Below are 12,602 nucleotides of genomic sequence, written 5' to 3'. Positions count from 1 at the left end.
TTGCTCACTCCCAGGAGATGAAGACGTTCTTGGTCTCGGTGAACGCCGCGAGGGCGTCCGGGCCGAGCTCCCGGCCGAGGCCGGACTGCTTGAAACCGCCGAACGGGGTCCAGTAGCGGACCGACGAGTTCGAGTTGACCGACAGCGCGCCCGACTCGACAGCGCGCGCCACGCGCAGCGCCCGCCCGACGTCGCGCGTCCAGATCGAGCCGCTCAGCCCGTACGGCGTGTCGTTGGCGACGCGGATCGCGTCGGCCTCGTCCGTGAAGCGGGCCACCGACACGACGGGACCGAAGATCTCCTCGGTGAACGCGGGATCGGTCACCTCCGGGGTCAGCACGGTGGCGGGGAACCAGTAGCCCTTGCCCGCCGGGCACTCGCCCTGGAGCCAGGGGTCGGAGACGAACCCGCGGACCCGTTCCCGGTGCTCGGCGCTGATCAGCGGGCCCATCTCGGTGGCCTCGTCGAGCGGGTCGCCGACCCGGACGGCGCGTACGGCGGGGGCGAGCAGCGCCATGAACTCGTCGTACACCTCGGCCTGCACCAGCAGCCGGGAGCGGGCGCAGCAGTCCTGGCCGGCGTTGTCGAACACCGCGTACGGCGCCGCCGCGGCCGCCTTGGCGAGGTCGGCGTCGGCGAAGACGATGTTCGCCGACTTGCCGCCCAGCTCCAGCGTCACCCGCTTGACCTGGGCCGCCGCCTTGGCCGCGATCTCCTTGCCGACCTCGGTCGAGCCGGTGAACACGATCTTGGCGACGTGCGGGTGCTCCACCAGCCGGGCCCCCGCGACCTCCCCTGCCCCAGGCAGCACCTGGAGCACCCCCTCGGGGAGGCCCGCCGCCAGGGCCAGCTCGGCCAGCCGCAGCGCGGTCAGCGGGGTCTGCTCCGCGGGCTTGACGACGACGGTGTTGCCCGCGGCCAGCGCGGGGGCCACGCCCCACGACAGGATGAGCATGGGGAAGTTCCACGGCACGATCACGCCCACCACGCCCAGCGGCTCCTGGAAGGTGACGTCCACGCCGCCGGGCACCGGGATCTGCTTGCCGTGGTTGCGCTCGGGCGCGGCGGCGTAGAAGTGCAGCACGTCGCGGACCGCGCCGGCCTCCCAGCGGGCGTTGCCGATGGTGTGCCCGGCGTTGTCCACCTCCAGCCTGGCCAGCTCCTCGGCGTGCTCGCCCACCAGGTCGGCGAAGCGCCGCAGCAGCCGCGCCCGGTCGCCGGGTGCCACCGCGCGCCAGGACGGGTACGCCTTCCTGGCACGCTCCACGGCCCGGTCGACCTCGGCCGCGTCGGCGAACTCGACGTCGGTGATGACGTCCTCCGTCGCCGGATTGACGATCTTCATGCTCACATCCGTTCGAAACCGCGGAACAGCTCCCAGTCGGTCACCGCCGCGTCGTAGGCGGCCAGCTCCACCCGCGCGTTGTTCGCGTAGTGCCCGACCACGTCCTCGCCGAACGCCTCACGCGCCGGCTTCGACCCCTCGAACAGGGCCAGCGCGTCGCGCAGCGTCGCCGGCACGGTGTCGGCGCCGGAGTCGTAGGCGTTGCCCGCGTACGGGTCCTCCAGCGCCAGCTCGCCGTCGATGCCGTGCAGCCCGGCCGCGACCAGCGCGGCGACCGCGAGGTACGGGTTGACGTCGCCGCCCGGCACCCGGTTCTCGATGCGCAGCGAGAGCCCGTGGCCGACCAGGCGCAGCGCGCAGGTCCGGTTGTCCAGGCCCCACTTGACGGCCGTCGGCGCGAAGCTGCCGGGGACGAAGCGCTTGTAGGAGTTGACGTTGGGGGCGAGCAGGAGGGTCAGCTCGCGCAGGCAGGCGAGCTGGCCGGCGATGAAGCGGGCGCCGAGCCGCGACAGGCCGTGCGGCCCCTCGCCGGCCATCACCGGCTCGCCGCTCGTGGAGCGGAGCGAGATGTGGATGTGGCAGGAGTTGCCCTCGCGCTGGTTCGGCTTGGCCATGAAGGTGATCGCCCGGCCCTCCTGGGCGGCGATCTCCTTGGCGCCGTTCTTGTAGATCGCGTGGTTGTCGCAGGTCCTGAGCGCCTCGTCGTAGCGGAAGGCGATCTCGTGCTGGCCCAGGTTGCACTCGCCCTTGGCGGACTCGACGTACATGCCGGCGCCCTCCATGTCGCGCCTGATGCGGCGCAGCAGGGGCTCGACGCGGGCGGTGCCGAGGAGCGAGTAGTCCACGTTGTAGAGGTTGGCGGGGGTGAGGTCGCGGTAGGCGCGTTTCCAGGCGTCCTCGTAGGAGTGGTCGTAGACGACGAACTCCAGCTCGGTCCCGACGTAGGCGACCAGGTCCCGCTCGGCCAGGCGGGCGAGCTGGCGGCGCAGGATCTGGCGGGGCGAGGCGGTCACGTCGCCGCCGTCCTCCCAGGCCAGGTCCGCCATCAGCATCGCGGTCCCCTCCTGCCAGGGCACCCGGCGCAGGGTCGCGAGGTCCGGCTTCATGACGAAGTCGCCGTAGCCCCGGTCCCAGGACGACATGGCGTAGCCGGAGACCGTGTTCATGTCGACGTCCACGGCGAGCAGGTAGTTGCAGCCCTCGGAGCCGTGGTGCAGCACCTCGTCCAGGAAGTAACGCGCCGAGAGCCGCTTGCCCTGCAACCTGCCCTGCATGTCGGCGATGGCGAGGAGCACCGTGTCGATCCGGCCCGCGCTCACCTCGTCGCGCAGCTCGTCCACGCTCAGGAAGCCTTCGTGCACGTTCAGGTCGCTCCGATCTGGCCTGAGGCGCTTTCCCGTTGATTGGGCTAGTCTCAGACCATTGATGTGCATGGTGGATCGTCTGTCAAGACCCGAGGACATGTTGGACGAGTCGGCGCGACTGATGACGGTGCTGCGCCCGGTCCGGGCCGGCAACGCCTTCGAGGAGACCGTGGAACGGCTGCTCCAGGCCATCAAGCTGGGCGTGGTGCCGCCGGGCGGCAAGCTGCCCCCGGAGCGCGAGCTCGCCGTGCGGCTCGGCATCAGCCGGGTCACCCTGCGTGAGGCGATCCGCGCCCTGTCCGACGCCGGCTACCTCGACGTGCGCAGGGGCCGCTACGGCGGCGCGTTCGTCACCTACGAGCCGCCCGCCCCCGACGCCCGCGAGCTGCGCCAGGCCGTCGCCGAGATGGGCCACGACGACCTCGCCGACGCCCTGACCTTCCGCCTGGCCGTCGAGTGCGGCGCCGCCCAGGTGCTGGCCGGCATGGAGCTCGCCGGCGAGCGGCGCGCCCTGCTCCTGCGCCGGCTCGCCGAGCTCAACGAGGCGTCACTGGAGGACTACCGCCGCCTCGACACGGCCTTCCACCTGTCCATCGCCGAGCTGACCGGCTCTGCGCTGCTCGCCACGGCCTGCGCCGACGCCCGCTCCCGCGTCAGCGACCTGCTCAACGCCATCCCGATGCTCCAGGTCAACCTGGACCACGCCGCCGTCCAGCACCGGGCCATCGTGGACGCCATCCTCGCGGGCGACCCCGACGCGGCCCGCCGCGCCATGACCGAGCACCTGGAGGGCACGGCCGCGTTGCTGCGGGCGTTCCTGGCATGACGGAAGACGCGTCACGGTAGGGGCGATCGCCTCGTACCATCGTTTTAAGGTTATGGGGGATTGGTTTCAGCACACCATCGTCGCCACGGGACGGCTCTCGCTGTTCTGTTTCTTCGTCATGCTCATCGTGGCGTTCATCGCGACCCGCATCAACGTCCGGCTGATCAGGGCCAAGGTCGGCTGGTTCCGTGACGTCAACGTGGGCGAGATGCACATCCACCACGTCGTCTTCGGCGTCGTGCTGATGCTCGTCGGCGGCGTCACGCAGATCGTCCTCGCGCCCACCTCGCAGGTCGGGCACGCGGTGGCGGCGGGCGTCTTCGGGGTCGGCTCGGCGCTGGTCCTGGACGAGTTCGCGCTGATCCTGCACCTGCACGACGTGTACTGGGAGGAGGAGGGGCGGACCTCGGTGGACGCGGTCTTCATCGCGGTCGCCGTCACCGGCCTGCTGCTCATCGGGCTCCGGCCGCTCACCTGGGACTACGGGACGCCTCTCGTCAACCCGGCCGTGCTCATCGTGGGCAACCTGGTGCTGGCCGTGATCACCCTGCTCAAGGGGAAGATCTGGACCGGCATGGCCGGGCTGTTCGTGCCGCCCATGCTGCTGGTGGGCGCGATCCGGCTGGCCCGGCCGGGGTCGCCGTGGGCGCGCTGGGTCTTCGCCCGGCGCTCGCCGCGCAAGATGGCGCGGGCCCTGCGCAGGGAGGAGAAGTGGCGGCGGCCGGCGATCCGGGCCAAGATCGCCTTCCAGGAGTTCCTGTCCGGGCGGCACGACCTGCCGTCCACGCGACGCGCACGCCGGCGCACGTGAACGCGGACGAGATCGGGCTCGCGGTGCGGGCGCTGCACGAGCGCGGCCACGCGGGCGACCTCGTCGAGGTCGCCGCCGCACGCCCCCTCTGCTCCTTCCGCGAGCTCGAAAGCCTCGGCAGGCGGCACCTCGAATCCTTCTCCGTGCACGAGCTGGCCGACCGGCTGGAGTTCGCCGAGCTCATCGCCGACGAGGAGTTCGAGGCGTACGGGCTGGACGAGGAGGGCGTGCGGGCGGTCCGGCGCTTCGCCAGGGAGTGGCTGGAGGACATCAAGCTGCGCCGGGCCGACGACGGCGACGTGGACTACGACGCCGAGGACGTCCCCGGCGTCGACTGATCCACCGGGGTGAGCAGGGGCCGCTTGGCGGTGCGGCCGTCGCCCGAGGAACGGCCGCGCAGGCGGCGGCCGAGCCACGGCCCCGCGAACGCGCCCAGCCAGCGGGCCTGCTCCGCCGCCGTCCGCCAGGCCGGCGCCGCCGGCAGGAGCGGGAACGGGTCCATCCACGTGCCGTCGCTGCCCGGCAGCTCCAGGGCGTGGGCCACGGAGGCGGCGATGCGGGCGTGCCCCTCCGGGCTGGCGTGCAGCCGGTCGGGGCTCCACATCCGGGCGTCCTCGACGAACCGCATCCCGAAGGTGTCCACCAGCGTCACCCCGTGCCGGGCGGCGGCGTCCCTGATCCGCGCGTTCAGCGCGAGGACGCGCGGCAGCAGCGGACGGGCCAGCGGCATGATCGCGCCGATGTCGGGGAAGGTCACGCTGACCACCCGGGCCCCGGCGGCGGTCAGGGCCGCGAACATCTCCTCCAGCGCCTGCGCCACCCGCGCGGGGTCGAAGCCCGGCCGGATGATGTCGTTCATGCCGGCCATGACCGTGGCCAGGTCGGGCCGCAGCGCGAGGGCGGCCGGCAACTGCTCGTCGCGGATCTGGCCGGCCAGCCTGCCCCGGACGGCGAGGTTGGCGTAGCGCAGCTCCGGGTTCGCGCCGGCCAGGACCTCGGCCAGGCGGTCGGCCCAGCCGCGGTGGCCGCGCAGGTCGTCGCCGTCGCCGAGCCCCTCGGTCTGGCTGTCGCCGAGGGCGACGTAACGGGCGTACATCAGGGCTGCTCCTTCCTGACGCGGGCGGCGCGCTCCTCCAGCGCGCGGGCGGTGTCGAGACACCAGTCGCGGATCTCCCGCTCCAGCCTGCAGCCCGCCAGGCACGACAGGTAGGGCCCGACGCGCTCACCCTCGCGCAGGAACGTCTCCTCGTCCAGGTCGCCGCGGAAATGCAGCAGCGTGCGCTCGAACAGGGCCAGCTTGGCGGCGGCCGCCGCGGCCCGCTCGCGGAGCTGGGCGATGACGGGGGCGGGGTCGAGGGCGTCCACGGCGTGCACCCGCACCACCAGGTCGTCGCGGAGCAGCAGCGGCTTGGGCGGGGCGGCGGCGAAGGCGGCCAGCTCGTCGAGGCCTGCGCCGGTGACGCTGAACACCCGCTTGTTGGGGCGGCCCCGCTGGACGACCTCGCGGCCCGCCACCAGGCCGTCGGCCTCCAGCTTGGCCAGCTCGGCGTAGAGCTGCTGGGGGGAGGCGTACCAGAAGTCGGCGACGCCGACGTCGAAGATCTTGGTGAGCTGGTAGCCGCTGTGCTCGCCGCTGAGGAGGGCGGCGAGGACGGCATGGCGGAGGGCCATCGTCACTCATGCCCATGAGTAGTCATGGGCATGACTATAGGCAGGGCGGGCGCGTGACGCTAGGGCAGGGCGGGGACGGCGGGCGGGTCGTTGGTCCAGCCGACCTTCACCAGGGTCTCGGTGTGCTCCTTGCCCGGGACCTGCTTGCCGTCGTTCAGTGCCTTCTGCTCCCGCGACAGCAGCAGCATCGTGCCGGTGTCCACGATCAGCCTGGTCCTGGCCGAGGACTTGGTCTTCTTGTCCGCCCTGTCGATCAGGACCACGGCGCCGGATCTGCCCAGCGTGTCCTTCGCGAGGCCGTCCGCGCGGACGCCCGGCATCGTCAGCAGCGCCTGGTAGGCGGCGGCGCGGACCTCCTTCGTGACGGGAAGGGAGTGCAGGAGGTACGGCAGGGTCCCCGCGACCCAGCCGTCGAGGGCGTAGTCCGGCACGCGGCTGGCCTGGCCCGCCCTTCTGAGCCAGTCCTTCAGAACTGCCGGGTCCGCGGGCAGGCGCTGGACCTCGTCGTACGTCAGGTGCTGCCCCCCGAGGAAGAAGTAGTTCTGATCCCGTACGGGGCCCGTGCTGCCCTTGGCGGGCGCGGCGGACAGCTTCACGGTCTTGCCGTCGATCGACTCGCTCCACTTGGACGGGGAGCCGTCACGCTGCCACGCCTTACGGTCCGCCGCGCTCTTCGGCAGCGCCCCGAGCTCCCGGTACCCGTACCACGTTCTGCCGTCGGGCGCCTGCCAGGTCTCCGAGACCCGCCGCTGGACCAGCGCGTAGGAATCCGACTTGGAGCCGAACCGCCAAGGGTGCGTGAGCGTCATCAGCGACCTGGAGTGCCAGTAGGCGCCCTCGGGCGGAGCCGCCGCGGCCGCCCCCGGCGCGCCCAGGAGGGCGGTGGCGCCCATGGCCAGGCCGACGCCCAGGGAGACCAGCGGCCGGATCGGCGCGGTCGCGAGCTTCATAGGGATCCTCCGTGAATTCGACGTGATGATCTCCAATACGCCTGGGACCGCCAGAACGTTGCCCGCGAGACTTTCTTCGCCGGCGGGCAACGCCGGGGACGGCCGGGGCGTATTAGGAGGCGTGAAATCGGACAGACAGCCATGAGCGGCGCGGAGCGCGACTTCAGCGCCTTCGTGGCCGCGCGTGCCACAAGTCTGCTGCGGGTCGCCTATCTCGCCTGCGGCGACGAGACAGAGGCCGAGGACCTGCTGCAGACGGCGCTGGAGCGCACGTACCGGAGCTGGGACCGGGTGCGCTACGACAACCCCGAGCCCTACGTACGCCGCGTCATCGTCAACGCGGCCATCAGCCGCGCCCGCCGCCGGGCGATCCTCAGCATCATCCCGACGCACCGGCCGCCGGAGCGACCGGCCCGCGTCACCGACGTCGACCTGCGCCACGTGCTCATGGAGGCGCTGCGCGCCCTGCCGCCCCGGCAGCGCGCGGTGGTCGTGCTGCGGTACTGGGAGGACCTCAGCGAGACGCAGACCGCCGAGGTGCTCGGGTGCTCGGTCGGCACCGTCAAGAGCCAGGCGTCGAAGGCCATGGCCAAGCTCCGCTCGGTGCTCGGCCGCGAAGCAGCGGAAGGAGTGATCAGGAATGCCCGCGCTTGAGGAGGAGCTCCGCCAGATCATGGCGGACGAGACCGCGAGACTGCACGCCGCGCCCGACCTGGCGGAGCGGGTCATGCGCGCCGCCGGCGGCAGGCGGACGAGGATCAGGGGCGTGGCGCTGGCCGCGACGGCCGCCGTCATCGCCGCCGCGCCCATCGGGTACGTGACCTTGGGTTCGACGGCCACGAGCGGCGAGCCCCCGGCGGTGGTGGAGCCCACGACCGCCACGACGCTGGAGCCGCCCGCCATCGACGACACCCCGCCGATCCCCTCCGACCCGCCGGAGCTCGGCGACCTGGGGGACGGGAAGGCGTTCAGGCACGTCAAGGTGGGATATCTGCCCGACGGGCTGAGATGGTCGCACTGGTCGGTGGACTTCGGCGACAGCTATTCGACTTCGTACAACTTCGACGGCGACAAGAACGGCTTCTACTGCGTCCAGATCTACATGTACGAGGACGCCGCCGTCCAGGAGCTCGACGAGCGGATCCAGCGGCTCCGCGACGAGGGCGAAGGCGAGGAGGTGACCATCGGCGACCGCACCGGCTACCTCGTCGTCCAGGAGGTGGGCGAGGACGGCATGAAGGGCACCCCCACGCTCTTCCTCAGGATGGGCGACCGGCAGCGCGCCGAGATCATGTTCAGTCCCTCGTACGTCAAGGAGTTCTCCGGCGCCGAGGCCGTCAACGCCGAGCTGAGGAGGATCGCGGAAGGGCTCACCTCGACCCTGTGACCCGCTCAGAGCGCGACGGCCGAGCGGAGCGCGAGACCCGCGCCGAGCAGCACGACCATCGCGGCCGTGCCCAGCGGGGCCAGGCCGGACACGCGGGCGGCCAGGCGTCCCGAGGCGGCCCGGCGTTCCAGGCGGTCCACCAGCTTGACCAGCAGGAGGCCGGTGACGGTGAGGGTGGCGGCCATGCCGACGCCGTACGCCGTCACCAGCGCGACGCCGAACCAGGTGCGGCCGAGGGCGATCGCGCCGAGCAGCACGATCAGCGCCGACGGGCTCGGCACCAGGCCACCCGCCACCCCGAGCCCCACGAGCCCGGCCCGCCGCCCGTGACCGTGCCCATGTCCGTGCCCGGTGCGGGGGCGGCGGGCGTTCAGGAGGAGGCGGACACCGATGACGGCGATCAGCGCGCCGCCGGCCACCCCCAGCCAGGACAGCACCGTCTCCCCGGCGAGGGTGGTGAAGGCCGTCAGCGCCAGCCCCACCACCAGCACCCCGGCCGTGTGCGTGGCCGTCACGGTGGCCCCCACCACGACCGCGTCGCGCGGCCGGCCACGGTGTCCCGCCAGGTACGCCGCCATCACCGTCTTCCCGTGCCCGGGGATCAGCGCGTGCCCGGCCCCCAGCACCACGGCCAGCCCGACGGCGAGCAGCCCGAGCGGGAGCGTCAGCGCGTCCGAGCCGATCAGGCCGGTGAACGTCCGGTCCAGGGCGGCGAACGCCTCCCCGACGGGCCCGCCGGTCGCGAGGCCGCCGGGCGCGGTGCCGCTCCCGCCCGTGGCGGGCCCGCCCGCCGAGGCCGTGAACGTGGCCGTCCGCTGGTCGAGCGGGTCGGACAGCAGGTCCTCCGGGTAGGCGCGCAGCTCGTCGCTGACGCTCGCGGCCGGCACCGTGGAGCCGCTCAGTCGTACGCCGTCGCCCGCCGCGCTGATCTCCCGCCAGCCGATCCTGTCCTGCTCGAAGGCGTCGGTGAACTCCACCGGGCCCGAGGCCCGGACGGCGGCCGTGAGGCGGCAGGTCAGGCGGCTGGTCCGCAGCCCGCCCAGGCCGGGCGCGTACGCGAACCCGGCCTCCGACACCCGCCACGGCACCGCCGTCCCCGCCACGACCAGGCGTTGCGCGGCGGCCAGCGCGGCGCAACGGCGGCCCGCGTAGCCGGCGTCCACGGCGGGACCGGCCTGCAGGGTCGGCAGCTCGGCCAGGTCGACGACGGCGAGGTTGCCGATCCCGCCGGGCGTGACCACCAGCCCGTTGTAGTGGTTGACGGTGAAGTTGCCCAGCGGGTGCGCCGCGGCCGGCCCCGCGAACAGCGCCGGCAGCAGCAGGCCCGCCAGCGCGGACAGCAGGACGAAGCGGATCACCCTGGAGCGGATCGCCTTCATGAGAGCCTCGCGAGGGACGGCAGGGACGGGTCGAAGCCGGGGTCCACGCGCGCGGGCCGGCCGAGGGCGCGCTCGATGCGGGCCCGGTGGTAGCGGAGGAGCGGGTTGTTCCAGCCGGTCGCGGTGGCCCGCTCCGCGTACTTCAGCGCCTCCTCCGGCTCACCGGCCCGGAATAGCGCCCAGGCGAGGGCGTCGGCGGCGACGAGGTTGGGGTGGCGGGCGTACTCGGCCCGCGCGTACCGGACGGCCCGCTCCGGGTCGCGGTGGTCGGCCTCGAACTCGGCCGCCGTCAGGTCGTCGCCCACCCCGGCCGCCGCGAGCAGCCGCCGCTGGGCGTCGAGCAGCGTCCAGTCCGGCCGCAGCCCGGCCTTGAGCTGGACCTCGCCCTGCTCGACCAGGTACTGGGGGAGCGGCAGGCGGGTGACGACCCGCTGGTAGAGGTCGAGCGCCTGGCGGAGGTCGCCGCCGAGCGCGCTCGCCCTGGCCTGGCCGGCCAGCGCCGGGGTGAAGGAGGGGTCGGCCTGGAGGGCGCGGGCGTACCAGCTCCTGGCGGTGGCGAGGTCGCCCGCGTGGAGGGCCAGCTCGCCCAGGTAGTGGCGGACGTAGGCGAGGTCGGCGGGCAGCCAGGCGTCCTCGTGCGCGTACTCCAGGTAGCGGCGGGCGCCCTCCTGGTCGCCGCGCAGCTCGGCCGCGTACGACGCGCGGGCGAACGCCGCCACCCCCGGCTGCAGCTCCAACATCCGGCCCACGGCCCGCGCGGCCCCCTTCAGGTCGCCGAGCTGGGTGCGGGCGTCGGCCAGCGCGCCATGGGCCGCCGCGCTGTACGGGTTCGCCGCGACCGCCTTCCCCGCCAGCCGCGCCGCCTCGGCGAACTCGTGCCGGCCCGCGGCGAGGGCGGCGCGCGCGGTGAGCACGGCGTCGTCGTCAGGGGCCAGCCCGGTCGCGGTGCGGGCGGCGCCCTCCGCCTTGACGTAGTAGGAGGGATCGCCGGTGACGCGGGCCTGGTCGACGTACTGGGAGGCGAGCTCGGCCCAGCCCCGGTGGTCGCGGGGGAGGCGCTTGAGCCGTTCCTGGAGGGTTTCGAGCGGCTGCGCGGCCGCCGTGGCGGGTGGCGCGGCGGACGGGGCCGCGGAGAAGGAGGCGATCGTGAAGATCATCGTCCCGAGGAGGACGAAACCGGCGAAGAACGTGCGCATGACGGCAGCTCCGGGGTCGGACGGTGCGGGCCGGCCGGCCGTGACGGGGAGCGCGGCCGGCCGGCCCGCGAGGGCGGCGGACGACGGGAGAGGAGCCCGCCGCCCCGGACGACCGGCCGGCTCGGGGAGGGTGCCGGCCGGTCGGGGACTCATCGCTGGTTGACGGCCCCGTTGGAGGGCAACGGGATGTACGGGAACGTCTGCAGCGACGGCTTGTCGTTCCTGTCCACCTTGTCCGTCAGGCCGGGCACGAGCTTGCCGCTCAGCGCGGCGCCCGCCACGGCCTGCAGCTCGATGTCGACGACGTCGTCGATGAGCCGGCGGCCGTTCGGGAAGCCCTGGAGGTCGCCGCCGAGCACGCCGAGCCGGTTCGGGTCCTTGCTGGGCGGGATCGACATGTTGAGTCGCAGCATCTCGGACGGCCGCAGCCGGCCGGCGTCCTTGTTCAGCACCTGCGAGTTCAGGTCGGCCTTGATGGGGCCGGTCCGCTTGGCGACGCCGGTCAGGAAGATCTGGAACAGGTCGTCGCGCGGGGTGGCGGGGGCCTTGATGCCGTAGACGGCCTGGAGCAGCCGGGCCACCTCCGGGTCGTTGACCCGCTTGACCAGCGGAGCCACGTCGGCGTCGCCGGACGGGTCGAGGGCGTTGTAGGCGTCCTTGAGCCCGGCGGGCGCGACGACCTCGTTCACCAGCGGGTTGCACAGGCGCGAGACCTGCACGTACTTGTGGCCGTTGAACTTGTCGGTGGTCGAGCAGACGCCGATGACCGGGTTGCGCTCGGGGTCGCCCCTGAGCGCCAGGTCCTTCTGGGGCACCTGGATGCCGATCGTGTTGACGTTGTAGCCGCGGGTGGTGTCCTGGCCGACCTCCGACAGGTCGCCGCCGTAGAGGAAGTCGAACACGCGCAGGTCGAGGAAGAACGCCTCGTCCGACTGGCCGGCGAACGTCCGGCCGCCGCCCGGCACGCCGGCGATGGACTGGGCGCGCAGGGCGCCGTAGTCGGGCATCGAGGCGGGGCCGAGGTTGCTGGGCGCGGCGATGCCGTTCGAGACCAGGGTCCTGGTGCCGTGGGGCGTGACGCGCTTCAGCGTGTAACGCTGGCGGTAGAGCAGGTCCGGGTCGTTCAGCGAGGTGACGGGGCCCTTGTTGGCGAGGAAGGTGTCGTTGCCGCGTCTGTCCTCGTCGCGGAACGTCCACTGGTAGGTGATGTCGGTCCTGGCGTCGCCGTCGTTGTCGATCTTGATGTTGTAGCGGGCGGCGGTGTCCCAGGGGTAGAAGTTCGGGCCGCCGTGGGGCTCCTGGAACGGGATCCAGTTGGCCAGCAGCGTCACGGTGCCCGGCTTGTCGGGGCTGACGAACGCGTACACGTCGGTGTTGTCGACCTGGGGCATCCCCAGGATCTTCGGGGCCTCCCGGTGCGAGGAGGCGGTGCCGGGGTCGGTGCGGAGCGCGGCCATCGACGACGCGGCGACCGCTGCGGCGAGGCCGAGTCCGACCAGAGCGCGCCGGGTGATCCGGAGCTCCATGGTGGTCCTTTCGCAGGTGCTGTTCCGGCGCTGGTTCGGTGCTGTTCCGGTGCTGCGAGGTCCGGCCGGGTTCCTCGACGGCCTATTCGTCCGCCGGGTGCGCGCGGATGTCACGAGTTCCTTCTCCTCCTCAAGGAGGAGAAGTCA

The 12,602-nt window shown here is 72.9% G+C and carries 13 protein-coding genes; 5 read left to right on the top strand and 8 right to left on the bottom strand.

What is annotated here, in order from left to right; translation table 11 throughout:
- Positions 1 to 4 precede the first annotated feature (4 nt).
- Both AC27IY_RS16305 and AC27IY_RS16300 read right to left on the bottom strand, forming a co-directional pair.
- Positions 5 to 1,345 (bottom strand): aldehyde dehydrogenase family protein, encoded by a 1,341-nt coding sequence (locus AC27IY_RS16305; RefSeq protein ID WP_344209274.1) that lies wholly within the window; start codon positions 1,343 to 1,345, stop codon positions 5 to 7.
- Positions 1,346 to 1,347: 2 nt separating this feature from the next.
- Positions 1,348 to 2,706 (bottom strand): glutamine synthetase family protein, encoded by a 1,359-nt coding sequence (locus AC27IY_RS16300; protein ID WP_344209272.1) that lies wholly within the window; start codon positions 2,704 to 2,706, stop codon positions 1,348 to 1,350.
- Positions 2,707 to 2,776: 70 nt separating this feature from the next.
- Here AC27IY_RS16300 and AC27IY_RS16295 point away from each other — a divergent pair, with 70 nt between their 5' ends.
- From AC27IY_RS16295 to AC27IY_RS16285, 3 genes are read left to right on the top strand one after another with little or no spacing between them, the layout of a single operon-like run.
- On the top strand, positions 2,777 to 3,535 hold the full coding sequence (locus AC27IY_RS16295) for a FadR/GntR family transcriptional regulator (RefSeq protein WP_487178419.1): 759 nt from the start codon (positions 2,777 to 2,779) through the stop codon (positions 3,533 to 3,535).
- A 52-nt stretch (positions 3,536 to 3,587) separates the two neighbouring features.
- A complete protein-coding gene (locus AC27IY_RS16290) occupies positions 3,588 to 4,346 on the top strand; it encodes a hypothetical protein (RefSeq protein WP_344209268.1) in 759 nt (252 codons plus the stop codon).
- Positions 4,343 to 4,684 (top strand): hypothetical protein, encoded by a 342-nt coding sequence (locus AC27IY_RS16285; protein ID WP_487178418.1) that lies wholly within the window; start codon positions 4,343 to 4,345, stop codon positions 4,682 to 4,684. Before AC27IY_RS16290 ends, AC27IY_RS16285 begins: the two co-directional genes overlap by 4 nt.
- Here the strand turns inward: AC27IY_RS16285 and AC27IY_RS16280 are convergent.
- The 3 genes from AC27IY_RS16280 to AC27IY_RS16270 are packed head-to-tail and all read right to left on the bottom strand — an operon-like array spanning position 4,651 to position 6,967.
- A complete protein-coding gene (locus AC27IY_RS16280; RefSeq protein ID WP_487178417.1) occupies positions 4,651 to 5,442 on the bottom strand; it encodes an SGNH/GDSL hydrolase family protein in 792 nt (263 codons plus the stop codon). The two genes, AC27IY_RS16285 and AC27IY_RS16280, sit on opposite strands and share 34 nt — an antisense overlap.
- Complete coding sequence (locus AC27IY_RS16275) at positions 5,442 to 6,017, bottom strand: PadR family transcriptional regulator (RefSeq protein ID WP_487178416.1); 576 nt, start codon at positions 6,015 to 6,017, stop codon at positions 5,442 to 5,444. The genes AC27IY_RS16280 and AC27IY_RS16275 overlap by 1 nt, the downstream gene beginning before the upstream one ends.
- Before the next feature lie 59 nt (positions 6,018 to 6,076).
- Positions 6,077 to 6,967, bottom strand: a complete 891-nt coding sequence (locus tag AC27IY_RS16270) for a hypothetical protein (RefSeq protein ID WP_487178415.1) — start codon at positions 6,965 to 6,967, stop codon at positions 6,077 to 6,079.
- 141 nt (positions 6,968 to 7,108) lie between these two features.
- On the opposite strand from AC27IY_RS16270, the gene AC27IY_RS16265 reads away from it, so the two are divergent.
- On the top strand, positions 7,109 to 7,621 hold the full coding sequence (locus AC27IY_RS16265; RefSeq protein ID WP_423444271.1) for a SigE family RNA polymerase sigma factor: 513 nt from the start codon (positions 7,109 to 7,111) through the stop codon (positions 7,619 to 7,621).
- The gene (locus AC27IY_RS16260) at positions 7,608 to 8,354 is read left to right on the top strand and encodes a hypothetical protein (RefSeq protein WP_487178414.1); all 747 of its coding nucleotides are present in this window, start codon (positions 7,608 to 7,610) and stop codon (positions 8,352 to 8,354) included. The genes AC27IY_RS16265 and AC27IY_RS16260 overlap by 14 nt, the downstream gene beginning before the upstream one ends.
- Before the next feature lie 5 nt (positions 8,355 to 8,359).
- On the opposite strand, the gene AC27IY_RS16255 is transcribed toward AC27IY_RS16260, so the two are convergent.
- The 3 genes from AC27IY_RS16255 to AC27IY_RS16245 are packed head-to-tail and all read right to left on the bottom strand — an operon-like array spanning position 8,360 to position 12,455.
- Positions 8,360 to 9,733, bottom strand: coding sequence for a nickel/cobalt transporter (locus tag AC27IY_RS16255; protein ID WP_487178413.1), 1,374 nt, complete (start codon positions 9,731 to 9,733; stop codon positions 8,360 to 8,362).
- A complete protein-coding gene (locus AC27IY_RS16250) occupies positions 9,730 to 11,082 on the bottom strand; it encodes a tetratricopeptide repeat protein (protein WP_487178412.1) in 1,353 nt (450 codons plus the stop codon). Before AC27IY_RS16250 ends, AC27IY_RS16255 begins: the two co-directional genes overlap by 4 nt.
- On the bottom strand, positions 11,079 to 12,455 hold the full coding sequence (locus AC27IY_RS16245) for a DUF4331 domain-containing protein (RefSeq protein WP_487178411.1): 1,377 nt from the start codon (positions 12,453 to 12,455) through the stop codon (positions 11,079 to 11,081). Before AC27IY_RS16245 ends, AC27IY_RS16250 begins: the two co-directional genes overlap by 4 nt.
- Between the last annotated feature and the right edge of the window lie 147 nt (positions 12,456 to 12,602).

This window comes from Nonomuraea sp. B208 (assembly GCF_057536035.1).
Note: the sequence above shows the minus strand (reverse complement) of the source record. Positions and strands in the feature narration are given on the sequence as shown.

Bases quoted from the DNA above. Each gene is read 5' to 3' on its own strand.
- AC27IY_RS16270 (WP_487178415.1), bottom strand. From the start codon at position 6,967: ATGAAGCTCGCGACCGCGCCGATCCGGCCGCTGGTCTCCCTGGGCGTC.
- AC27IY_RS16265 (WP_423444271.1), top strand. From the start codon at position 7,109: ATGAGCGGCGCGGAGCGCGACTTCAGCGCCTTCGTGGCCGCGCGTGCC.
- AC27IY_RS16250 (WP_487178412.1), bottom strand. From the start codon at position 11,082: ATGAGTCCCCGACCGGCCGGCACCCTCCCCGAGCCGGCCGGTCGTCCG.
- AC27IY_RS16305 (WP_344209274.1), bottom strand. From the start codon at position 1,345: ATGAAGATCGTCAATCCGGCGACGGAGGACGTCATCACCGACGTCGAG.
- AC27IY_RS16275 (WP_487178416.1), bottom strand. From the start codon at position 6,017: ATGGCCCTCCGCCATGCCGTCCTCGCCGCCCTCCTCAGCGGCGAGCAC.
- AC27IY_RS16280 (WP_487178417.1), bottom strand. From the start codon at position 5,442: ATGTACGCCCGTTACGTCGCCCTCGGCGACAGCCAGACCGAGGGGCTC.
- AC27IY_RS16290 (WP_344209268.1), top strand. From the start codon at position 3,588: ATGGGGGATTGGTTTCAGCACACCATCGTCGCCACGGGACGGCTCTCG.
- AC27IY_RS16260 (WP_487178414.1), top strand. From the start codon at position 7,608: ATGCCCGCGCTTGAGGAGGAGCTCCGCCAGATCATGGCGGACGAGACC.
- AC27IY_RS16295 (WP_487178419.1), top strand. From the start codon at position 2,777: ATGGTGGATCGTCTGTCAAGACCCGAGGACATGTTGGACGAGTCGGCG.
- AC27IY_RS16245 (WP_487178411.1), bottom strand. From the start codon at position 12,455: ATGGAGCTCCGGATCACCCGGCGCGCTCTGGTCGGACTCGGCCTCGCC.
- AC27IY_RS16255 (WP_487178413.1), bottom strand. From the start codon at position 9,733: ATGAAGGCGATCCGCTCCAGGGTGATCCGCTTCGTCCTGCTGTCCGCG.